Origin of the sequence: Bacillus carboniphilus (genome assembly GCF_039522365.1) — a bacterium.
GTDB lineage: Bacteria > Bacillota > Bacilli > Bacillales > JC228 > Bacillus_BF > Bacillus_BF carboniphilus.
On record NZ_BAAADJ010000023.1, the window covers coordinates 179,859 to 203,865 of the forward strand.

The 24,007-nt window shown below is 38.7% G+C and carries 18 protein-coding genes and 1 other annotated feature; of the genes, 16 read left to right on the forward strand and 2 right to left on the reverse strand.

Translation table 11 applies throughout. The features are described 5' to 3' along the window. The first annotated feature begins 361 nt into the window (after nt 1–361). From lonB to yihA, 3 genes are all read left to right on the forward strand, one after another. A complete protein-coding gene (gene lonB / locus ABDZ91_RS13050) occupies nt 362–2,029 on the forward strand; it encodes an ATP-dependent protease LonB (protein WP_343799648.1) in 1,668 nt (555 codons plus the stop codon). Nucleotides 2,030–2,199: 170 nt separating this feature from the next. Then, the gene (gene lon, locus ABDZ91_RS13055) at nt 2,200–4,524 is read left to right on the forward strand and encodes an endopeptidase La (RefSeq protein WP_343799649.1); all 2,325 of its coding nucleotides are present in this window, start codon (nt 2,200–2,202) and stop codon (nt 4,522–4,524) included. After that, nucleotides 4,521–5,102 (forward strand): ribosome biogenesis GTP-binding protein YihA/YsxC, encoded by a 582-nt coding sequence (gene yihA / locus ABDZ91_RS13060; protein ID WP_343799650.1) that lies wholly within the window; start codon nt 4,521–4,523, stop codon nt 5,100–5,102. Before lon ends, yihA begins: the two co-directional genes overlap by 4 nt. A 57-nt stretch (nt 5,103–5,159) precedes the next feature. Here yihA and ABDZ91_RS13065 read toward each other — a convergent pair whose 3' ends face one another. After that, nucleotides 5,160–5,642 (reverse strand): LiaI-LiaF-like domain-containing protein, encoded by a 483-nt coding sequence (locus tag ABDZ91_RS13065; RefSeq protein ID WP_343799652.1) that lies wholly within the window; start codon nt 5,640–5,642, stop codon nt 5,160–5,162. A 218-nt stretch (nt 5,643–5,860) separates the two neighbouring features. Here ABDZ91_RS13065 and hemA point away from each other — a divergent pair, with 218 nt between their 5' ends. The 8 genes from hemA to ysxE all read left to right on the forward strand — a co-directional run bounded on the left by hemA (nt 5,861) and on the right by ysxE (nt 14,928). Next, complete coding sequence (gene hemA, locus ABDZ91_RS13070; RefSeq protein ID WP_343799654.1) at nt 5,861–7,207, forward strand: glutamyl-tRNA reductase; 1,347 nt, start codon at nt 5,861–5,863, stop codon at nt 7,205–7,207. 17 nt (nt 7,208–7,224) lie between these two features. Continuing rightward, entirely contained in the window at nt 7,225–8,058 is an 834-nt protein-coding gene (locus ABDZ91_RS13075; protein WP_343799656.1) for a cytochrome C assembly family protein, read from the forward strand. A 14-nt stretch (nt 8,059–8,072) separates the two neighbouring features. Then, nucleotides 8,073–9,008, forward strand: a complete 936-nt coding sequence (gene hemC, locus ABDZ91_RS13080; protein ID WP_343799658.1) for a hydroxymethylbilane synthase — start codon at nt 8,073–8,075, stop codon at nt 9,006–9,008. Next, nucleotides 9,008–9,763, forward strand: coding sequence for a uroporphyrinogen-III synthase (locus tag ABDZ91_RS13085; protein WP_343799660.1), 756 nt, complete (start codon nt 9,008–9,010; stop codon nt 9,761–9,763). Before hemC ends, ABDZ91_RS13085 begins: the two co-directional genes overlap by 1 nt. Before the next feature lie 14 nt (nt 9,764–9,777). Then, the gene (gene hemB, locus ABDZ91_RS13090) at nt 9,778–10,764 is read left to right on the forward strand and encodes a porphobilinogen synthase (protein WP_343799662.1); all 987 of its coding nucleotides are present in this window, start codon (nt 9,778–9,780) and stop codon (nt 10,762–10,764) included. A 15-nt stretch (nt 10,765–10,779) separates the two neighbouring features. Beyond that, the gene (gene hemL, locus ABDZ91_RS13095; protein ID WP_343799664.1) at nt 10,780–12,066 is read left to right on the forward strand and encodes a glutamate-1-semialdehyde 2,1-aminomutase; all 1,287 of its coding nucleotides are present in this window, start codon (nt 10,780–10,782) and stop codon (nt 12,064–12,066) included. Between the two features lie 522 nt (nt 12,067–12,588). After that, the gene (gene spoVID / locus ABDZ91_RS13100) at nt 12,589–13,782 is read left to right on the forward strand and encodes a stage VI sporulation protein D (protein WP_343799666.1); all 1,194 of its coding nucleotides are present in this window, start codon (nt 12,589–12,591) and stop codon (nt 13,780–13,782) included. Nucleotides 13,783–13,887: 105 nt separating this feature from the next. Beyond that, nucleotides 13,888–14,928 (forward strand): spore coat protein YsxE, encoded by a 1,041-nt coding sequence (ysxE, locus tag ABDZ91_RS13105; RefSeq protein WP_343799667.1) that lies wholly within the window; start codon nt 13,888–13,890, stop codon nt 14,926–14,928. A gap of 11 nt (nt 14,929–14,939) precedes the next feature. Here the strand turns inward: ysxE and ABDZ91_RS13110 are convergent, their stop codons facing one another. Further along, nucleotides 14,940–15,131, reverse strand: a complete 192-nt coding sequence (locus ABDZ91_RS13110) for a hypothetical protein (RefSeq protein WP_343799669.1) — start codon at nt 15,129–15,131, stop codon at nt 14,940–14,942. 176 nt (nt 15,132–15,307) lie between these two features. Next, nucleotides 15,308–15,543: a binding site (T-box leader), on the forward strand. Between the two features lie 56 nt (nt 15,544–15,599). On the opposite strand from ABDZ91_RS13110, the gene ABDZ91_RS13115 reads away from it, so the two are divergent. The 5 genes from ABDZ91_RS13115 to ABDZ91_RS13135 all read left to right on the forward strand — a co-directional run bounded on the left by ABDZ91_RS13115 (nt 15,600) and on the right by ABDZ91_RS13135 (nt 24,007). After that, on the forward strand, nt 15,600–18,245 hold the full coding sequence (locus tag ABDZ91_RS13115) for a valine--tRNA ligase (RefSeq protein ID WP_343799671.1): 2,646 nt from the start codon (nt 15,600–15,602) through the stop codon (nt 18,243–18,245). A 101-nt stretch (nt 18,246–18,346) separates the two neighbouring features. Next, nucleotides 18,347–19,651 (forward strand): bifunctional folylpolyglutamate synthase/dihydrofolate synthase, encoded by a 1,305-nt coding sequence (locus ABDZ91_RS13120; protein ID WP_343799673.1) that lies wholly within the window; start codon nt 18,347–18,349, stop codon nt 19,649–19,651. 89 nt (nt 19,652–19,740) lie between these two features. Continuing rightward, the gene (locus ABDZ91_RS13125; RefSeq protein WP_343799675.1) at nt 19,741–21,474 is read left to right on the forward strand and encodes a diguanylate cyclase; all 1,734 of its coding nucleotides are present in this window, start codon (nt 19,741–19,743) and stop codon (nt 21,472–21,474) included. Nucleotides 21,475–21,684: 210 nt separating this feature from the next. Continuing rightward, on the forward strand, nt 21,685–22,839 hold the full coding sequence (locus ABDZ91_RS13130) for a hypothetical protein (protein WP_343799677.1): 1,155 nt from the start codon (nt 21,685–21,687) through the stop codon (nt 22,837–22,839). A gap of 13 nt (nt 22,840–22,852) precedes the next feature. Beyond that, nucleotides 22,853–24,007, forward strand: a complete 1,155-nt coding sequence (locus ABDZ91_RS13135; protein ID WP_343799679.1) for a VanW family protein — start codon at nt 22,853–22,855, stop codon at nt 24,005–24,007.

Here is a 24,007-nt window from a genome sequence, read left to right on the forward strand (position 1 = left end):
GGCTTGGGTCATTTTTGTTTTGGATGATTTGTGGACATTGAATTAGTTTATGTGCACATTTAAGGGGAGCAGCTTGAAAACTAGGACATAAAATCAGTTTATGTGCACGTTTAAAGGAATCAGCCCAAAAAGTAGGACATAAAAGCTAAATAGTGTGCGTAACTCATCCAATGAGTATTCAGTTTCTCAAGGTGCCTATTGCAACGCAATCAAGAAATGATGTAAAGCGTTTTTTAAGTAAATTACTCAATATTATCCATCAACTCCTCCCAGTTTTTTACTCATTTCTCTTGTTTATTCCTCTCCTTCAACGGAAATACTAGCATATATCACAAACTAGTTAGATTCAGGAGGGAAAGGGATGAGTTGGACAGGTATAGCATTGGTGATCCAGTTGTTTTTTGGGATCATAATCGGTCTTTACTTTTGGAACTTATTAAGAAATCAACGTACGCAGAAAGTATCCATAGATAAAGAATCTAGAAAGGAAATGGAACAATTAAGGCGTATGCGTTCGATTACTCTTACCGAACCGCTAGCTGAAAAGGTTAGACCATCCACGTTTGACGATATCATAGGGCAAGAAGATGGAATTAAATCACTGAAAGCAGCCCTTTGCGGACCAAATCCTCAACATGTCATTATTTATGGACCGCCAGGCGTTGGGAAAACAGCTGCGGCAAGATTGGTACTCGAGGAAGCGAAGAAAAATGCTAAATCCCCATTTAGACGTTCCTCCGTTTTTGTCGAGCTAGATGCAACCACTGCAAGGTTTGATGAACGAGGTATTGCGGATCCACTTATTGGATCTGTACATGACCCGATATACCAAGGGGCAGGGGCAATGGGGCAAGCCGGTATTCCTCAACCGAAGCAAGGAGCCGTTACAAATGCACATGGTGGCGTATTGTTCATAGATGAAATTGGGGAATTGCACCCCATTCAAATGAACAAGCTTTTAAAGGTATTAGAAGATCGGAAGGTATTTCTAGAAAGTGCTTATTATAGTGAGGAAAACACACAAATACCTACTCACATCCATGATATTTTTAAGAATGGTCTACCAGCAGACTTTCGGTTAATAGGGGCGACTACAAGAACACCAAATGAGATACCGCCTGCTATTCGTTCTAGATGTATGGAAGTCTTCTTTAGGGAATTGGATCCTGAAGAAATTGCCAAGGTTGCAAAGCGAGCTGCTGAAAAAGTGTCTCTTCGCATAAGTGAAGAGGGGCTAAAGGTTCTCTCATCCTATGCTCGAAATGGACGGGAAGCAGTGAATCTTGTACAAATTGCTGCAGGATTGGCTATTACAGAGGATCGTTCATTTATTAAGGATGAAGATATTGAGTGGGTTATTCACTCTAGTCAGCTTTCGCCTAGGATTGAGAGAAAAATTAGTGAAAAGGCATCAATCGGTTATGTGAATGGATTAGCGGTTTACGGGCCAAATAGTGGGGCCTTGCTCGAATTAGAAGTTACAGCTATCCATGCGAAAGATAAAGGTAGTATTAACATCACTGGAATTGTAGAAGAGGAAAGCATCGGTAATTCCAGTAAGTCAGTCCGTCGAAAAAGTATGGCAAGAGGTTCGATTGAAAATGTAATAACGGTATTACGTTCTATGGGTGTTCCTGCTGGAGAATACGATTTACATATTAACTTCCCTGGTGGTATTCCAGTAGATGGACCATCAGCGGGTATAGCTATTGCTACTGGGATCTACTCAGCAATTTTTAAACAACCCGTACGCCATGATATTGCCATGACAGGCGAAATTAGTATCCATGGTAATGTAAAGCCTGTTGGTGGGGTATACGCTAAAGTAAAGGCAGCTAAGCAAGCAGGTGCCAGTACGGTCATAATTCCAGAAGAAAATATGCAATCGATGTTAAAAGAGATTGAAGGAATCGAAATTATCCCAGTTAAGCACCTTCGAGAAGTTTTTGAACGAGCTTTTGTTGATCAACAATTAGAAGAACATATGGGACCGAAAACGATAGAGCTCTCAAAAAAGGAAAGTGTTTAGGAGCGAAAGTATGAAAAGCTTCGGCGCTTATGCGAACCGAAGCTTTTCTATGTACAAATGATTATTTTTATTAGTGTATAATATAATCTTAAGGTTTATTTTTGTACAAAATAAAAGGGCTAGTATAAAATGTATGAACAAAGAAGAAATTTGTTGACGGAGGTGTTAACATGGCAGATAAAAAACAAATTACGGTTCCCCTACTTCCACTAAGAGGTCTCCTTGTATTTCCATCTATGGTTTTGCACTTAGATGTGGGTAGGGATAAATCGGTACAGTCACTTGAAGAAGCCATGATAGACGATCATCTCATCTTTTTAACAACACAAAAAGATACAGGCATGGATAACCCATCAAAAGACGATGTTTATCAATATGGAACTTTAACAAAAATCAAGCAAATGCTAAAGCTTCCCAATGGAACCGTTCGTGTTTTAGTGGAAGGATTAAAGCGTGCTGAATTGGTTGAGTTCATCGACAAAGAAACTCATCTGGAAGCACATATAAATCCTGTAGATGTAATAGATGAGAAAGACATAGAAAAAGAAGCCTTAATGAGAACACTACTAGAATATTTTGAGCAGTACATAAAAATGTCTAAAAAGGTCTCAGCTGAAACCTATGCTTCTGTTACTGATATTGGAGAACCGGGACGATTGGCAGATATTATTACATCTCACCTTCCAATCAAGTTAAGTGATAAACAAAAAATATTAGAGACGACAGACGTAACGAAGAGACTAAACAGTGTTATTCATTTCCTACATAATGAAAAGGAAATTCTCCAATTAGAAAAGAAAATTGGACAACGTGTAAAACGCTCTATGGAACGAACTCAAAAAGAGTATTACCTCAGAGAGCAAATGAAGGCGATCCAAAAAGAGCTTGGAGATAAAGAAGGAAAAACAGGTGAAATAGCGGATTTAACGAAGAAAATTGAAAATGCTGGAATGCCTGAACATGTACTGAAGGCAGCCAAAAAGGAACTAGACCGTTACGAAAAAGTACCAACTAGTTCTGCCGAAAGTGCCGTTATTCGTAATTATCTAGACTGGTTAATCGCTCTACCTTGGAGCAAGGCCACTGAAGATGATTTGAACTTAAAGAAAGCGGAAAAAGTATTGGATGAAGAGCACTATGGCCTAGAAAAGGTAAAAGAGAGAGTTTTGGAATACTTAGCTGTTCAAAAGCTAACGAATTCCTTAAAAGGGCCGATTCTTTGTTTAGCAGGTCCTCCAGGTGTTGGTAAGACAAGTCTCGCCAAATCTATTGCCACATCATTAGGACGTCATTTCGTGAGAATTTCCCTAGGTGGAGTTCGTGATGAGTCTGAAATTAGAGGACACAGAAGAACCTATGTTGGGGCAATGCCTGGTCGAATTATTCAAGGGATGAAAAAAGCGGGAACGGTTAACCCTGTCTTTCTTTTAGATGAAATAGACAAAATGTCCAACGACTTTAGAGGCGATCCTTCTTCTGCAATGCTAGAGGTTTTAGACCCTGAGCAAAATCATACATTTAGTGACCATTACATTGAAGAAACGTATGACCTCTCTAATGTCATGTTTATTGCTACAGCTAATAATTTAGCGACCATCCCTGAACCTTTACGTGACCGGATGGAAATTATAACAATTGCAGGTTATACAGAGCTTGAAAAACTGCATATTGCCAAAAACCACTTAATTCAGAAGCAAGTAAAAGAGCATGGACTTCAAAAGTCTCATATCCAATTCAGAGATGAGTCCATTGTAAAAATCATTCGCTATTACACACGTGAAGCGGGTGTTCGTGGTCTTGAAAGACAAATTGCATCCATCTGTAGAAAGGCTGCGAGAGTCATCGTTTCTGAGGAAAGAAAGAAAGTGGTTGTGACGGAGAAGACGGTCGAAGAGTACTTAGGAAAGCCGAAGTTCAGATATGGCCAAGCAGAGCTAGAAGACCAAGTGGGTGTCGCAACAGGCCTTGCCTACACTACGGTAGGAGGGGATACACTGCAAATCGAAGTATCGCTTTCTCCAGGTAAAGGTAAGCTTGTGTTAACAGGAAAGCTTGGAGATGTCATGAAAGAATCAGCCCAAACTGCGTTTAGTTATGTACGCTCAAAAGCAAATGAATTAGGCATTCCTGAGGATTTTCACGAAAAGCATGATATTCACATTCACGTTCCAGAGGGAGCTGTACCTAAAGATGGTCCTTCTGCTGGGATTACGATTGCAACGGCTCTTGTTTCAGCTTTAACCGGAAATCCAATTCGTAAAGAAGTGGGGATGACGGGAGAAATTACATTACGAGGGCGTGTGTTACCAATCGGTGGGTTAAAAGAAAAGTCTCTCAGTGCACACCGAGCGGGTCTGACGAAAGTGTTATTCCCGAAAGACAATGAGAAGGATTTAGAGGATATCCCTGAAGTAGTACGAAATGAATTGGAGTTTGTATCCGTTTCACATGTAGATGAAGTACTGAAGCAGGCATTAGTGGAGGGGACTTCATGATCATTCATTCAGCTGAAATATATATAAGTGCGGTCAAGCCAGAGCAGTACCCACCTGGATTTGAGCCTGAATTCGCACTAGCAGGACGCTCCAATGTAGGGAAGTCATCTTTTATCAATAAAATGTTAAATCGAAAAAATTTAGCTAGAACATCCTCTAAGCCTGGAAAGACTCAAACCTTAAACTTTTATCATATAAACGAATCCTTTTATTTTGTGGATGTACCTGGATACGGTTATGCGAAAGTCTCTAAAAAAGAGCGCGAGGCTTGGGGCAGGATGATGGAAACCTATTTCTCATCTAGAGAGCAATTAAAAACGGTTCTTTTAATTGTAGACCTACGTCATCCTCCATCAAAAGATGATGTGACGATGTATGGTTTTCTCAAACATTTCGAACTGAACTGTACCGTTATTGCTACAAAGGCAGACAAAGTGCCAAAAGGAAAATGGCAAAAACACGTGAAAATCGTGAAAGAAACATTAGATTTTGACCCATCCGATAACCTGATAGTCTTTTCTTCTGAAACAGGGGAAGGTAAAGATAAGGCATGGGGATTACTTCAGTCCTATATGTAAATAAAAAAACCGGCCACCGATGGCCGGTTTTCTTGCTTTTGGTAGCAATTGAATAATTTATTTTCTTTTAAAAAATAATAGAAATAATCCAACCCCGATGAAGATAAGGGGCCAGAAACGTTGAATCATAGAAATACTGGTTTCGATAAAACCGATGGTGGTTGTCACTTTATCAGAAAATAGTAAAAAGACCGCTAGTATTAAAAATGAAACACCTATAGCAAAGCCATCTCCTTTTTTCTGATAATACAACAGGAAACTAAGGGCAATAATTAAAACAAAGACACCAAAGTGATTAGACCATAATCCTAATTGATATACGACATGGAAATGAATGCCGATTCCGGTAAACATCACACCTGGAAATATACTTTCATAATCTTTTCCTATGTACGCTTGTCCAATAAATGCTATACCGATGATAACAAGTAAAGTAGGCCAGGACTGTAAATAACCCCAACTTGATGGGAACCAATTATCGATAAAGAAATAACAGCCAAATCCTAATAATAGAATTCCGGGAAAAATACGTGACTTCATTATTTTCTCTCCTAAATCATTCACTTGAATCTTGTACCTATTTTTGATACTGTACAATATGGGTATTTAATAGAAATCAGTGCAAATCTGAAGATTTACCTTGAATTAAATACTATCATAACTTTCAAAATGTGTTCACAAATATTTTAAGAGTCCTACTTTAGTCATGTTATACTTAATATAGCTTGTAAATGAACGAATAAGGGGGTGTCCCACACATGCATATTCTAGTCGCTGGATTAAACTATAAAACTGCCCCTGTTGAAATTCGCGAACGGTTGTCGTTTCAAGAGAATGACCTACAACAAGCGATGCAACAGCTGCAAAACCAAAAAAGTATACTAGAGAACGTTATCGTTTCTACTTGTAACCGTACAGAAGTATATGCCGTTGTCGATCAATTGCATACGGGACGCTATTATATAAAAGATTTTCTTTCTAAATGGTTTAATATTGATAAAGAAGAATTTTCACCATACCTCTTCTTCTATGAAAATGAGCATGCCACAGAGCATCTTTTTCGTGTTAGCTGTGGACTAAATTCCATGGTACTTGGAGAAACCCAAATTCTAGGACAAGTTCGCTCTAGTTTCTTCTTGGGTCAAGAGGGTGAAACAACAGGAACGATTTTTAATCATTTATTCAAAGAGGCTATTACGGTAGCAAAAAGAGGTCACTCAGAAACGGAAATTGGGTCAAATGCAGTTTCCGTCAGTTATGCTGCTGTTGAGCTTGCAAAGAAAATTTTCGGTTCTCTTGAAAAACAGCATGTCCTAATCATTGGTGCTGGTAAGATGGGAGAACTGGCTGCTGAAAATCTGTATGGAAACGGTGTGAAAAAAGTAACCGTTGTGAACCGTACGTTTGAAAAAGCAGAAGCATTAGCAGGTAAATTTTCTGGGAACGCTAAGTCACTTCAAGAACTACAATGTGCTTTACTAGAGGCTGATATTGTTATTAGTTCAACAGGTTCTAAAGATTATGTTATAACGAAAGAAATGATGGCTGAAGTAGAAAAAATGAGAAAAGGCCGTCCTATTTTCATGGTCGATATTGCGGTACCGCGTGACCTTGACCCTGCTATAGATGATATTGAGAGTGTTTTCTTATATGACATTGATGATCTAGAGGGAATTGTTGAAGCCAACCTAGCGGAAAGAAAAGTAGCTGCTGAGCAGATTGAGCTAATGATTGAAGAAGGGTTAGTTGCTTTCAGTCAATGGTTAAATACTCTCGGTGTAGTTCCTGTAATTACAGCGTTACGTGAAAAGGCGCTAGCTATTCAGGCTGAAACAATGAAAAGTATTGAGAGAAAGCTTCCAAACCTATCAGATCGTGAACAAAAAGTATTAAGTAAACATACGAAAAGTATTATCAACCAGCTTCTAAAAGAACCGATTCTTCAAGCTAAAGAGCTTGCTGCACAGCCTAAAGCAGAAGAGTCACTAGACCTATTTATGAAGATTTTTGGAATTGAAGAAGCAGTGGAAGCACATAAACAACTACAGCAGCAACAACAGTTGAAATCGAGCACTAGTAAAACCGCTGTGGAGTCATATTCTTAGCGAGCGGGGTTACAGATATGGTTGACACATATATGACGAGGCTACATGAGCTGATGGTCGTTTTATACGCCATCAGCATATTGTTTTATTTTATAGACTTTCTTGATACAAACCGGAAGGCCAATAAAGTAGCCTTCTGGTTATTAGCAATTGTTTGGATTTTACAAACAATTTTTTTATTTATCTATATGATCCAAACCGGTCGTTTTCCTGTTCTTACGATTTTTGAAGGTCTTTATTTTTATGCCTGGACACTAGTCACATTATCTTTAATCATTAACCGATTTTTAAAAATGGATTTTATTGTGTTTTTTACCAATATTTTAGGGTTTGCCATTATGGCTATCCATACCTTTGCACCTGTACAAATTGATTCACAGGTGAGGGCAGAGCAACTAGTATCTGAACTCTTATTAACCCACATAACATTTGCAATGCTATCCTACGGTGCTTTTTCAATTTCCTTTGTATTTTCAGTACTGTACTTGATTCAATATGACCTGTTAAAACGAAAGAAATGGGGAAAAAGACTTCGAAGGCTTGGAGATTTATCGAAGCTTGAGTCCATGTCTTATGTATTAAATGTTATTGGTGTACCGATGCTTGTATTAAGCTTAATCTTGGGTGTTCAGTGGGCTTTTATTAAACTGCCAGAAATGAACTGGTTCGACCCAAAGGTTATTGGTTCCTTTGTAGTCCTTATCGTTTATAGTGGGTTTCTATATATGAAGGTAAGGAAGGAAAAAACGGGTAAATCTCTAGCTCTATGGAATGTTGCATCATTTCTAATTGTGTTAGTTAACTTTTTCTTGTTTGGAAGTTTGTCTTCCTTTCATTTTTGGAATACATAATAGGAGGAATTGTCATGAAGGTATTTACGGTCGGTTCTAGGAGAAGTCAGCTGGCTTTAACTCAATCTAATTGGGTGCTAGATCAACTCAGGGCACTAAATCATAATGAAGTAGATTTTACATTAAAGGAAATTGTAACAAAAGGGGATAAAATCCTTGATGTGACGCTCTCAAAAGTTGGTGGAAAAGGTCTTTTTGTAAAAGAGATTGAGCAAGCTATGTTTGATGGAGAAATTGACTTTGCTGTTCATAGTATGAAGGACATGCCAGCAGTACTACCTGAAGGTCTCATTATTGGCTGTATTCCTCAAAGAGAAGATCATCGTGATGTGTTGATCTCCAAGAATAAACAATCATTGGATGAACTTCCTGCAGGATCCATAGTAGGAACAAGTAGTTTAAGAAGGTCTGCACAAATTTTAGCTAGACGACCGGATTTGAAAATTCAATGGATTAGAGGAAATATTGATACAAGATTAAATAAGCTTGAAACGGAAAATTATGATGCCATCATTCTAGCAGCAGCAGGTCTTTCTCGTATGGGGTGGTCAAAGGATGTAGTGACCCAATACTTAGATCCTGACATCTGTGTACCAGCTGTTGGACAAGGTGCCCTTGCGATTGAATGCCGAGAGGATAACCATGAGCTACTAGAGGTACTTAAACCATTGCACTGTGAAAAAACAGCTAAAACGGTTCAAGCTGAAAGAGCATTTCTGCACAAAATGGAGGGTGGCTGTCAAGTTCCGATTGGCGGCTTTGCAACGTTGAAGGATAATGGACGAGTCCAATTAACAGCTCTAGTTGGCTCACCAGATGGAGAAATCATTTTCAAGGAAATAGTCGAAGGTGATGATCCAGTAAAAGTTGGTCAAAAGGCAGCAGAGCTTCTTTCTAAACAAGGAGCTAAAGAGCTGATTGATAAAGTGAAACAGGAGTTAGATCAGTAATGGAATCTGATCAACCATTAAAAGGATATAGAGTTCTATTTCCAAGAGGAGGGAAGCCTGCCGTTCGTTTTGCTAACCAGGTGAAGCAAGCTGGCGGTACTCCCTCTGTCATTCCATTGATAGAATTTAGAGCGAAGCCTTTCACAATCATGTCTCTTCAATCCTATCAGTGGCTTGTCTTTACAAGTCAAAATAGCGTTCGATATTTTCTAGAAAAAGCTGATTTATATAATTTTAAGGGTAAAATTGCAGCTGTTGGTGAAAAAACAGCAGAAGCTTTAGTAGAAAGAGGCTTTCACGTCGATTTCATCCCAAGTGTTTATGTGGCAGAAGTGTTTATAAAAGAGTTTCTCCCGATTGTAAAGCAAGGTGAAAGTCTTCTATTCCCCAAAGGAAACCTGGCGCCACCTACCATAAAAAATGAGCTACAACAGGTTGGCGTTCAGGTAGATGAACTGGTTGTGTATGAAACGTATTTTCCTAAGGAAAGTAAAGATGACTTAATAGAGTTCTTAATGAACGGGGATCAGTCACGGATAGTGGTTTTGACAAGCCCATCGACTGTAAGACATTTTATGAATGTGTTCCAATCTACATATGAAAAAGCTATGAGACCAAAATTGTTATATGCCGTTATAGGCACCGCTACTCAAAAAGCATTACAGGAGTATGGCGTTGAACCCGCTATCATGCCAGAACAATTTACTTTTGATCATCTTTTTAATGAAATTTTAACTTATTTTAAACAGCACTAAAGGAGGGTTATGGAATGAATGAATTACAATTTAGTCGTCACCGTCGCTTAAGACAATCACAAGGAATCCGTTCCATGGTGAAGGAAACGACGTTATCCCCAAGTGACCTCATGTATCCTTTATTTGTAGTAGAAGGTGAAGGTAAAAAGAACCCAATTGCTTCCATGCCAGGAGTTTATCAGATTTCACTGGATTACTTGAAAGAGGAAATGGAAGAGGTTGTATCACTTGGCATACCATCTGTCATTTTATTTGGAGTTCCCAATCATAAAGATGAGGTAGGCTCTGAAGCCTATAATGATGAGGGAATTGTACAGAAAGCAACAAGATTGATTAAAGAACAATTCCCAGAGCTTGTTGTGGTCGTGGATACATGTCTTTGTCAATATACAAGTCATGGTCATTGTGGAGTTATTAAAGACGGCTGTGTAGATAATGACCCGTCCCTTGAACTATTAACAAAAACGGCTGTTAGTCAAGCTAAAGCGGGTGCAGACATTATCGCACCTTCCAATATGATGGACGGCTTTGTTGCAGCGATTCGCCAAGGGTTGGATGAAGCTGGTTATTCGCATATTCCAATCATGTCTTACGGTGTTAAATATGCTTCTGCATTCTACGGTCCGTTTCGTGATGCGGCTCATAGTACACCTCAGTTTGGTGACCGTAAAACCTATCAAATGGACCCAGCCAATCGCTTAGAAGCGATGAAAGAAGCTTTAACAGATATGGAAGAAGGTGCTGACTTCTTAATTGTGAAACCAGCCCTTTCATATTTAGATATTATTCGAGAAGTGCGAAATGAAATTTTTGTTCCGATTGTAGCTTACAATGTGAGTGGTGAGTATGCCATGGTAAAAGCAGCTGCTCAAAACGGTTGGATTGATGAAAAGAAAATGGTGCTTGAAATGTTCACTAGTATGAAGCGTGCAGGTGCAAACATTATCATGACCTACCATGCAAAAGATGCTGCTCGTTGGATGAAGGAAGAACAATACTAATAGGGAGGTCGCATTATGAGGTCATATGATCGTTCCGTAGAAGCCTTTAGGGATGCACAAAACTTAATGCCGGGTGGAGTAAACAGTCCGGTAAGAGCGTTTAAATCTGTCAATAGGGATCCTATTTTCATGGAAAGAGGGAAGGGTTCCAAAATCTATGATATTGATGGAAATGAATATATTGATTACGTCCTTTCCTGGGGGCCTCTCATTTTAGGTCATTCAAATGAGTCGGTTGTAGAGGGAATTAAGAAAGTAGCTGAGAGCGGGACTAGCTTTGGTGCACCGACTTTAATCGAAAATAAACTGGCTGAACTTGTTATTGAGCGTGTACCATCTATTGAGATTGTACGAATGGTTTCTTCTGGAACAGAAGCAACGATGAGTGCTTTACGTTTAGCTCGTGGGTATACCGGAAGAAATAAAATCGTTAAATTTGAAGGCTGCTACCACGGACATGGTGATTCCTTGCTTATTAAAGCAGGTTCAGGTGTTGCTACACTAGGTCTTCCTGATAGTCCTGGTGTTCCTGAAGGGGTTGCTCAAAATACCATTACGGTTCCTTATAATGATATGGAGAGCATTCGATATGTATTTGAACAATATGGTGACGACATTGCGGGTGTAATTGTTGAGCCGGTTGCAGGTAATATGGGAGTCGTTCCACCACTTCCAGGCTTCCTTCAAGAATTACGCGAAATCACAGAAAACCATGGTTCTTTGCTTATTTTTGATGAAGTAATGACAGGTTTCCGTGTTGGATATAATTGTGCACAAGGTCATTATGGAGTGACACCAGATATCACTTGCTTAGGAAAAGTAATCGGTGGAGGACTTCCTGTTGGTGCCTATGGTGGAAGAGCGGACATTATGAAGCAAATTGCGCCATCTGGTCCAATTTATCAAGCTGGTACCCTATCAGGAAACCCGTTAGCGATGACAGCAGGGTATGAAACATTACGTCAATTAACACCTGAAACTTACGATGAGTTTGTGAAAAAAGGAGATCGCTTAGAAGCGGGAATTAAACAGGCTGCTGAGAAATATAACATTCCTCATTGTATTAACCGAGCAGGTTCTATGATTGGCTTTTTCTTCACAGATGAAATCGTTACGAATTATGAAAAAGCGAAGACTTCGAACCTAGAGTTTTTCGCGACTTACTATCGTGAAATGGCGAATGAGGGAATCTTCTTACCACCTTCTCAATTTGAAGGCTTGTTCCTATCTACCGCTCATTCGGATGAAGATATTGAAAAAACCATTCAAGCCATTGAAAAAGCGTTTTCGAAGTTGGCTTAAGGTTTGGGTAGCCCCCTGCATGTTGAGTGCAGGGGGTTTTTTGTTTGGGTAAAGGTGCAATTGTGGGACTGGAAGGTGCAATTCTGAGTTTGAAGGTGCAATTCTGAGATTGAAGGTGCAATTCTGAGATTGAAGGTGCAATTCTGAGATTGAAGGTGCAATTCTGAGATTGAAGGTGCAATTCCAAGCCTGAAGGTGCAATTCCAAGCCTGAAGGTGCAATTCCAAGCCTGAAGGTGCAATTCTGAGATTGAAGGTGCAAATCTGAGATTGAAGGTGCAATTCTGAGATTGAAGGTGCAATTCTGAGATTGAAGGTGCAATTCCAAGCCTGAAGGTGCAATTTTGAGCCCTTAGGTCTAATTTCGCAGTCCGAAGAGCAACCCCAGTTCCTCCTCCCCCACCCCCTCCCCAAGAACTTTTTCCAAATCCTCTCTACTTCTGTTCATAATTTGTCTTAAGCTCTCATACAGTGATAATGACATACTGAAGAAAAAATTGAAGTAATGGAAGGAGGAGTCCCTTTGACTCATGGAAATACCTCTTATTTACGTTTTTCCTTAGAAGAGTCTGTCTGGTTTCGAAAGGGACAGGAAGTAGCTGAGCTTCTTTCTATCTCATTGGAACCAAATGTGACGATTCAAGAGCAAGAACAATATGTTGCGATTCACGGCTCCTTAGAGTTAACTGGTGAATATAGACAGGTGGAATCAGATGGGAATCACGAGGTAGACGATTTATCTTCAGGCAGGTACGTTCGAATTAGTGAACAACGGGAAGATGATTGTTATGTGTTCCAACACTATTTCCCTGTAGATATTACAATTCCGCGAAACCGGGTAAATAGTTTGCAAGAGTTAGATGTAAATGTGGACAGCTTTGACTATGTTTTACCTGAAAGTAGTTGCTTAAAGCTCTCTGCTGATCTAACGGTTACTGGTGTACGAGGCCAGGAAGAAAGTGAGCTACAAGCAGAGGAAGTGTTTGAGGATGAAGTTGCGGATTCTATAGAAGAAGAAGCGGCTGAAGAGCAGTATGAACTAGTCCTACACCGTTCCGCTGAGGAAGAACAGGAAGAAAGTAGCTCAGAAGAACAAGAGGAAAGTAGAGAAGAAGAAGCAGAAGAATCATCAGAAGATGAAAGTTCTGAATCGCAAGAGGAAGCATCGTATTCATTTGCTGCTGAAGCGAGAAAGGCTCCAGAAGTAAATGATGAAGAAGATGAGGTGGTTCCTATCAATATTGCCTATCAGGCTAATCGTCCGAATGTGACAAATGAGTGGAATCACGAAGAAGCATTGGAACCTGCTTATCGAAGTGAAGGTGCTCAAAACTATGAAGATGAGCTATATGAAGAGGAAGTTGTAGAGGCTGAACAAGAAACACATGACGAATCTTCTTCATCTGATTACCATGAGGAAGTTTTAGAGGATAGCAAAAAGAATGTGAAGGTGCAAAGTCTAAAACAAAAAACAGCAAAAGGCAAAGGGATTTCCTTAGCTGAATTCTTTGCTAGAAAAGTAGAGACTGAAGAAACTTCCAAATTAAAAGTTTGCTTTGTTCAACATGGTGATTCTGTGGATTCTATAGCTGAGAGATACGAGGTAAGTGTTCAACAATTGTTAAAGGTCAATCATTTAGAAGCCCATGAAGATGTACATGAAGGGCAAGTTTTATATATCCCAACTGCAATTAAACCTATGGTTCATAAAAAATAGTCGATAGAGCAGGGAGGTATTGGGCCTATCCTGCTCTTCCCTTTTAAACAATTCTAACGATCTTTCGAGATGGTTCTAAAGCGCGGAAAAGGTAGGGGAGGTCATTTGTCACTTCAGGATGCATTACAATTAGTACAGCCTGTCCTCAGTCAGTACGGTATCAAACCTCATTATGTAGAACAGAATGGTTCTGCTTTTAAGGTATATTCCGATAAGGGTACATTTGCTTTAAAGGAAGCCGATCCTTATAAGGGGATGGATTTTGTTCGGAATGTCCATTATCTATATCAAAGAGGATATAACCGAATCGTTCCGATCTATCCGACACCTGATGGTAGATATGCGGTTCTTTATAGCCAAAGGCTTTTTTACTTAATGCCTTGGATATCTAATGAGAAAAATGAAGATCGGACTAGTCAGCATAAAAAGTTGTTCAGAGAATTGGCGCGTCTTCACACGCTTACGGTAAAAGATATAGAGGTAAGCGAGGAAGACACGAAAAACCATTACGAACAAACGAATGAGCAGTGGAAAAAAGAAGCTAGTATGCTAGACGAGATGATCGAGGCTTGTGAACAGAAATGGTACATGTCTCCTTTTGAGTTACTGTTTTGTACGTATTACCATGACATTAGTCAGGCGCTAAAATTTGCAAATCGTAAACTGGATGATTGGTATGAAGTCTCAAAAGATGCTAAGAAAATGAGAATGGTCATTGTTCATGGAAAGGTGTCTCCGGAGCATTTTTTATATGATGAAAAAGGCTATGGGTACTTTATCAATCTAGAGGATTCTCGATATGCCTCTCCTTTACATGATCTACTACCCTTTGTAGCCAAAAATTTAGAATCCCTTCCTAGACAAGATGAAGATATGGTCGATTGGATTTATACGTATGCTTCTTACTTTTCCCTTAAGGATGAGGAAATGGAGCTATTAACTAGCTATTTAGCACATCCGGGACCTGCTATTCAGGTATTGGAAAGATATTATAAGAGCAAGTCCAAATTTAATCAGCAAAAGGCTGTACAGGAACTGCAAAAGGCCTATTGGAGATTGAAAAATATTGAATATGTAGTCATGAGAATTGATGAAATAGAAAGAAAGAAAAAACAGGAAAAGGAAGGAGCCCAAGGCGAAGGGTAAATCTGGGCTCCTTAAATCCATTCAAAATAAAATGCCAGTGCAATTAAAACGAAGGTACATAATAATAAAACATCAAAGGTAGTAGGGAGTAAGATAGTTCGTATCCCTTGGAAAACACAAAAAGGTATGATGAACTGTTGGGCGATGCTTCGTACTGAACGTAACCATGAAGGCAGTGTATAAGGATTAAATTTTCTTCTCAACCAAAAGCACCTCTCCTCGGTTTCTCTTCTATAAACAAGATATGTGCATCCACCTATTTTTGTGAAATACTCTTTCTTCATTCACACGATAACCTTTTGGGTATACTATAAAAGAAATCAACTGTACCTTGACTTACAACTTTGTTTTCGCTAATATGATAAAAAGATAAATGAGACGATATGCAAGGAAAGGGAAGAGTACGTCGATTTAATCCGCTTTAAGAGAGAGGAGCTACTAGCTGAGAGGCTCCTTAAGGGATTTCGGTGGAAGGTCGCCCTGGAGCAGCTTTTATGAAAAAGTAGTAGTAAAAGCCGGTGTGAAGCCGTTATCAATTTGAGTGCTAAGACAGGTGTATTTGGCCTGCTTAGAATAAAGGTGGTACCGCGAAAATAAGCTCTTTTCGTCCTTTGGGATGAGAAGGGCTTTTATTTATTTTATATGAAAAATTGCTTTTAGGAGGAAGAGACATGGAAACAAAACAAAAAGAGCTTCCTACCAAATACGACCCGAAAGCCATTGAACAGGGTCGATATGAATGGTGGCTACAAGGTAAATTTTTTGAAGTAAAAGATGACAAAGAAAAAGAACCCTATACAATCGTTATCCCGCCTCCAAACGTAACGGGTAAGCTACATTTAGGGCATGCTTGGGACACAACGTTACAAGACATTCTAACAAGAATGAAACGCATGCAAGGGTACGATGTTTTATGGTTACCAGGTATGGACCATGCGGGGATTGCCACTCAAGCAAAAGTAGAAGAAAAGCTTCGTAATGAAGGGAAATCTCGCTACGATTTAGGTAGAGAAAATTTTGTTGAAGAAACATGGAAATGGAAAGAAGAGTATGCTGAACATATTCGTAAGCAGTGGGCTAAACTCGGTCTTGGTTTAGACTACAGTCGTGAAAGATTTACCCTTGATGAAGGGCTTTCAGATGCGGTTAAAGAAGTGTTCGTAGCCCTTTATAAAAAAGGTCTTATCTATCGCGGTGAGTACATCATCAACTGGGACCCAGCAACCAAAACGGCTTTATCAGATATTGAAGTTATTCATAAGGATGTTCAAGGTGCCTTCTATCATATGAAGTATCCACTTGCAGATGGAAGCGGTTCAATTGAAATTGCGACAACGAGACCTGAAACAATGCTTGGTGATACAGCAGTTGCCGTTCACCCTGAAGACGATCGTTATAAGCACCTTATTGGTAAAACAGTTATTCTCCCAATTACAGGAAGAGAGATTCCAATTGTTGGCGATGACTATGTTGATATGGAATTTGGTTCCGGAGCAGTAAAAATAACGCCAGCTCACGATCCAAACGACTTTGAAATCGGTAACCGTCATAATCTTCCTCGAATTCTCGTTATGAACGAAGATGGTTCGATGAATGAGAAAGCTGGAAAATACAAAGGTATGGACCGCTTTGAGTGCCGTAAGCAGCTGGTGAAAGATCTTCAAGAAGAAGGCATTCTCTTTAAAATTGAAGACCACCTTCACTCTGTTGGACACTCTGAAAGAAGTGGAGCCGTTGTTGAACCTTATCTTTCAACACAATGGTTCGTTAAAATGCAACCACTTGCAGATGAAGCGATTGCCCTACAATCAAAAGAAAACAAGGTTAACTTCGTTCCAGATCGTTTTGAAACGAACTATCTCCGTTGGATGGAAAACACCCGTGACTGGTGTATTTCTAGACAGCTTTGGTGGGGACACCGCATTCCAGCTTGGTATCATAAAGAAACGGGAGAAGTTTACGTTAACCAAGAACCACCAAGTGATATCGAAAACTGGAAGCAGGATGATGATGTACTGGATACATGGTTTAGTTCTGCATTATGGCCATTTTCAACCATGGGTTGGCCGAATGAAGAAGTGGCTGACTATCAAAGATACTATCCAACAAACTGCCTAGTTACAGGCTATGATATAATCGGTTTCTGGGTTTCACGTATGATTTTCCAAGGACTCGAATTTACAGGAAAGCGTCCGTTTAAAGATGTTCTCATTCATGGTTTAGTTCGTGATGCAGAAGGTCGTAAAATGAGTAAGTCTCTTGGTAATGGTATCGATCCAATGGATGTTATCGATCAATACGGAGCCGATTCATTACGTTACTTCTTATCTACAGGAAGCTCACCAGGTCAAGACCTACGTTTCAGTATGGAGAAGGTAGAGGCTATCTGGAACTTTGCTAATAAGATTTGGAACGCTTCTCGTTTTGCGATGATGAATATGGGTGACATGACTGTAGCTGATATTGATCTATCAGGTAAGAAATCAGTAGCAGATCACTGGATCTTGACTCGTCTAAATGAAACCATTGATACGGTAACAAAGCTTGCAGACAAGTACGAGTTTGGTGAAGTTGGCCGTGCGCTATATAACTTCATTTGGGATGACTTCTGTGATTGGTATATTGAAATGGCGAAGCTCCCATTAAATGGTGAAGATGAAGAGGCGAAGAAAACAACTCGTTCCGTATTAGCATACGTTCTTGATTCAACAATGAAGCTTCTTCATCCGTTTATGCCGTTTATTACAGAAGAAATTTGGCAGAAGCTACCGACTGAAGGTGAATCGATTACAACAGCTGATTGGCCAACAGTTAAGCCTGAGCTTTCAAATGAAAAAGCAGCAAAAGAAATGAAGCTTTTAGTTGAAATTATTCGTTCTGTGAGAAATATCCGTGCTGAAGTAAACACGCCTTTAAGTAAGAAAATCGATCTATACTTAAAGACGAAGGACCAAGAAACAGCAGAAACGTTAATTGCCAACCAAAGTTATTTAGAGCGCTTCTGTAATCCAGAAACAATTGAGATTGGCACTGGTGTACAAACTCCAGATAAAGCCATGTCAGCTGTAGTAACAGGTGCAGAAGTTATTCTTCCACTTGCGGGTCTCATCAACATTGATGAAGAAATTGCCCGTCTAGAAAAAGAATTAGAAAAGTGGACAAAAGAAGTTGAGCGGGTTCAAAATAAGCTGGCTAACGAACGTTTCGTTCAAAAAGCGCCACAAAACGTAGTAGATGAGGAACGTGCAAAAGAAAAAGACTACCTAGAAAAAAGAGAAATCGTTCTAAAACGAATTGAAGAATTGAAAAACTCTTAATAAGAAGGTTATGATGATGGCGGACCAAGTGTAATGGTTCGTCATCATTTATGTTCTAATTAAACCTATACTTAAAAGTAGTGAAGAGTGAGGGAAATGTAATGAATTATAACGAGGCATTAAACTGGATACATGGGCGTTTGCGACTTGGAATGAAACCAGGTTTAAAACGTATGGAATGGATGATGGAAAAGTTAGATCATCCGGAAAGAAGAACGAAATTTGTACATATTGGTGGAACCAATGGAAAAGGGTCAACCGTAAGCTTCGTGAGAACCATCCTACAGAGTGCAGGATATGAAGTGGGGACTTTTACCTCGCCGTACATCGAACAATTTAATGAAAGAATTAGTGTGAATGGTGTACCCATCTCGGATGAGGAGATGGTCTTGCTTGCTAAAAAAATAATTCCCCTTGCAGAAGAACTAGAAAAAACTGAGTTAGGTGGCCCAACAGAGTTTGAGGTCATTACCGCTATGTGTTTGTACTATTTTGGCTATGTTCATCCCGTTGATATCGTTGTGATGGAAGTTGGCTTAGGAGGTAGGTTTGATTCAACGAATGTCATTCACCCTCTGGTCTCCGTCATCACGAATATTGGGATGGATCATGTAAATATTCTAGGACACACAATCCCTGAAATTGCTTTTGAGAAGGCAGGCATCATTAAAGTCGGTACACCGGTTGTGATAGGAGAACAAAAGGAAGTGGCCATTCAAACAATAGAAGATGTGGCATCATCTCGAAAAGCTAAAATCTATCAAATAGGAAGAGAAATGAAGGTTTTAGACCATGTTTCTAATGTAGAAGGGGAACAGTTTACATTGGTCACACCTTTTAAAACCTATTCTCATTTACAAACGACTTTAAAGGGAACCCACCAAGTCGGTAATGCAGCATTAGCCATTATGACTATCGAATATTTAAAAGCTTATTATGCTTTTCTAGTCGATGAGGAGCATGTGTATGAAGGGGTAAAAAATACCTATTGGCCAGGAAGGTTCGAAGAGTTAATGAGTGAGCCTACCTTAATTGTTGATGGGGCACATAATCAGGAAGGAATTGACTCTTTAGCAGACACGATAAAGAAGAGGTTCCCTAAACAAAAAGTGAATATCTTATTCGCAGGCCTAGGAGATAAGCCTCTCAAACCAATGCTAGAAAAACTAGAAGATATTGCAGATTCCCTTTATATAACCACCTTTGATTTTCCTAGGGCAGCGGGGATTCAAGACCTTCATTCACTTATAGAGAGTAGTTCTGCCACATATGTTGAGGAATGGAAAGCTTGGTTAACTGATCTGATTCACACAGGAAAAAATGATGATGTACTAATCATTACAGGTTCTCTTTATTTCATTTCTGAAGTCAAGCAATATTTTCAAACAATTAAAATTTCGAAATAAATGAAATGTGTGACAAATACAAAAAACTTTGATAAAGTAAAGTGTATAATTGTGACTTTTCGACTAAATCTAGGAAGGAGGATATGAAATTGGACGTATCAACTACTAAAAAAAGACTAGTTTGGACCATGTGGGCCATTTTATTTCCAATTGGTATGGTTTATTCCTATATCAAATATCCTCCTAACCTCTCAGATATTAGTTTAGATATGGTTTGGTTCCTTTTATTAATGGTGGGATCAGCACTAGTCCCAATGGTGGTAAACCGAACGACTATATTTTTTGTATTGTGGACATCCATCGCTACGTTTTTATTATTTGGATTATTTATAGAAATCCTTTTTATTCAGATTGCATTATTATTTTTAATGGCTAAGGTGAAACCGGGTAAGGGGGACTCTTATAAGTATCCCTTAAACTCCCTCATGTTTTTAATCGTATCCCTTTTGAGTGGTATTACTTTTTATGCGTTGGGTGGGCAAAATGATCTAATCACTCTTGGTAACGGTCGTGACATTCTGCTCATATTGGCCTATACCTTTGTCTATTTTGCAAGTAACCAAGCTTGCCTCATGTTTCTTTCTAGAGCTATTTTAAATGTGAAACGGAAGTTGTTTAGTAAAGATTTTATTTGGGAAGCGGCTTCATTGTGCTTAGTCCTGCCTTTAGGTATGGTTTTATTTGTGCTATATAAAGAAATGGGAGTAATTTCTGCATTTTTAGTAGGAATTCCATTTTTCAGTGTAGCTATTATTTTAAAATTATATAACTCTGCTGATATCGTTAATGAACATTTACAGAAAGCCACAGATATTGGGCATGAGTTAACACAGAGTTTAAAAGCACGGGAAGTTATTGATTTGTTTATGAATCGAATCGTTTCTATTTTTCCTGTGAGTCATGCTTACATATTAGATGTTGTTGATAATAAGGAGCTTCATTTGATTCGAAGATATGAAAACGGTGATAATCTTAGTCTTGATATTGACCCACTGATCCGACATGAAGGAATTGCAGGTGAAGTGTGGGCATCTCAGAAGGCTGCTCTCTATCATTCAAGATCGGAGTGGCAAACGATTGCCAAAGGATATATGCCAGAGGGTGTAGAAAGTGTATTGTCAGTTCCGATTATGCGGAATCAAAAAGTAGTTGGAGTACTACTTTTAGCTACTCCTCAAAAGCAAGCCTATGAAAATTATCAACTAATGATTGTTGATATTTTATGTTCTTACTTAGCAATTGCATTAGAGAATGCAAGAAACTATGAATTGACTAAAAAAGAAAGTGAGCGTTGTGCTCTAACAGGCTTATACAATTACCGCTATTTTGAAAAGTTAATAGAAACTGAATATCAACATTTAAAAGAAAAGAAATACAATGACCTATCTCTCATACTCATTGATATTGACCACTTCAAATCTATTAACGATACTTATGGACACCAAAGTGGAAATGAAGTGTTAAGAGCATTAGCCGATCGCTTACTTCAATTCTTTGGAGACCAAGGGATTGTTGCAAGATACGGTGGAGAAGAATTTGTTATTTTATTACCGGATGTACCAAAGAAGGAAGCTCTTGCATTAGCTGAAACATTACGTGTCATGATTGCAAATAGACCATTCTCAGTTGAACAGCAGCTAACACAAAGCAGGAGTCGCTCGCTAATTCGAATTACAGCTAGTATAGGAGTAGCCAATGCACCGGAAGATGCAGAAGATTATTTAACACTAATCAGGCATGCTGACTATGCTATGTATGTTGGAGCAAAAAGAAGAGGAAGAAATAAAGTTTCTGAGTATCAATCTATACAAGCGAATGTTTAGAGGATATCCCGTCACAGGTGGGGTATCTTCTTTTACGTTTACAATAAACAATGAAAACATAAAAAAGAGGACTTTATTATCTGGAAATCTGAAAAAATTCATGAATTTGCTACTATTTCTCCCTTTTTTACTAGATTTAATACATGTCAAATGAAGTAGTATCGTATACAATATATATATAGAAAAAGTATGAACGGAGGTGGAGAAAAAATGGAAATATATTTACATATCGGAATTAGTGCAATAGGCCTAGCTATTCTATTTTTTCTCTTACCTGTACGCTGGACCTCGCTAGGGAAAGTGGTCATTTGGTTTACTTCTAGTTTAGTAGGAACACTATTTACCTTAGCTTGGAATTTACAACCTACAATTAAAACAATTCTTTTACATATCTTGTTAGCGATTACTCTGAGCTATTTAATCGTAAGACGTGGTACTGCCTTATTCGAGCTTCCAAAGGATGAAAGTAAAGTAGATACTTCAACTCAAGTAGAGCCTCTATATAATTACCATGCACAGCTAGAAAAGGCTAAAATGGCTAAGCCTGCTAATATTGTGGAAACCGAAGTCCACACAAATAGTGTACGTGAAGAACAAACAGAAATAGTTTCTCAGGAAATTTTTGAATCAGTACAACCAGATGTAACTGCTCTTTCAAAGTTGGAGGCCCTGACGAAGGAAGAACAGACTTTCATTTTGGATGGATTAGACTTTGAAGAAGAGCAAGAGGAAATCGGTCATTCAGATGAGGTATCAGTAGTTGATCATGATCCATTGACAGATATGGTTGAGGACGAACCGGGATATCTTCTAGATGACTGGATTATGGAAGATGCAATGCACAATGACATAAAGGAAGAACAACCGGAAGAAGTAGTAGCACAAGAATCCATTTTGACTCACTCTGAAAATGTCATATCCTTTGATGAAAAACGTAAAGAGAAACGCTCGATGAGTTCGTTAAACAGCATAGAAGAATTAGATTGGACTCTTCCAGAAGAGACTACAACAAATGAATCACAAGATGAAAATGCTTTCCAACTAGAAGAAAAAATAGAACAACCATTAAATTTAGCAGATAATGATGTTACTAAAAAGGAAGTTATAACATCTGCTTCTGAGCAAAAGGAAGAAGTAGTAGATTTAATGGATGAACACGCAAATGAAGATAGCCTAGAAAAGTATGAATCAGTTATAGATGGAAGAGCTCTTCTTTTAAATGACGGTTTAGCTAATTTATATAAAGAGAGAGCAGAATCTATAAAAAAATTGAAATCTAAGGACGAGCATGCCGATAGTACTTTAAAGGAACAGAAGCAGTTTCTCCAAGAATTGTCTAGTTGGTTCCGAGCATCTAATGATTAGTATTTGAGGTGTGATGATGTATATAAAGAAATATACTACTATATTTCTCTCTATTCTTTTAGGGACTGCCCTATTTGTTAGTCTTTTTCAGCTTAGTGTGTACGCATATGATAAATGGTTTAATCAAGCCTTTGCAGAACAGACCTTAATTGGAAGTGTTGATGTTTCAGGGCTTACGGATGAGGAAGCAGCACAGAAAGTAAGGGATGCTGTATCTTCTTGGAAGAATGATGTAAGCTTTTCTATTCAAATAGAGGAACAAACGATTCTTTTAAAGAATGATGCTTTTGATTTCGATATTGAATCATCGATTAAACAAGCAAAAGATTCAACTATTAACGCTCTAAACGTACGATTTTTGGAAGATCATCTACTATTGAAACTAACAACTGATGCTTCGCATGTGTCGATTAGTCCAAAGGAGATAGAACCTATTATTCAAATGATGGAGCAAAAGGCGTCCTATTTGTTAGCTCAATCAACATCCCTTGAGTTGAAAGGTGGAGACCAAAATCAGCCATCTACTCCGTCTCATACGGAGTATTCCATTACCATTGTGCGAACTACAGCAAGTCCAAATATAAATAAATATCTAAACCGTACAGCTTTAGAACTTGAACTTGAGCCAAATCATTCTTTCTCTTTCCTTAACTGGAGTGAAAAATATGGACTGTTAGACCTTACAAATGAAGAGCTATCTACCATTGCATCTGTTCTCTGGGAAGGGGTACTTTCAACACCAGTCAGTCTTGTTGAGCGACACACTAGTGGCTCCCTACCAGCATCCATACAACCAGGGTTAGAAGCGAAGATTGATAAAAATAACGGTCAAGATTTATCCTTCAACAATAGTACGGATGTACCTATTCTCTTTCAACTAAGGTCAACTGGTCCGAACACGATTAGCTTAACGATTTCTACAGAACAAACATCTAGTTTAGTGAGTTATTCTATCATTCAAGAAAAAGTATTAGAGCCTAGGAAGGTCATTCAATATGTATCTAATAATGATTCTAGAGCAGGCCAAACACTCCCTGGGCAAAAAGGATATGAAATTAAAATTATTAGAGAGTATACAGATACAAAAGGAAACATACTGCAATCGGAAGTGGTAGTAAAGGATTCCTATCTACCTATTCATGAAACCATTTTTCAAGTGGGTCCATAA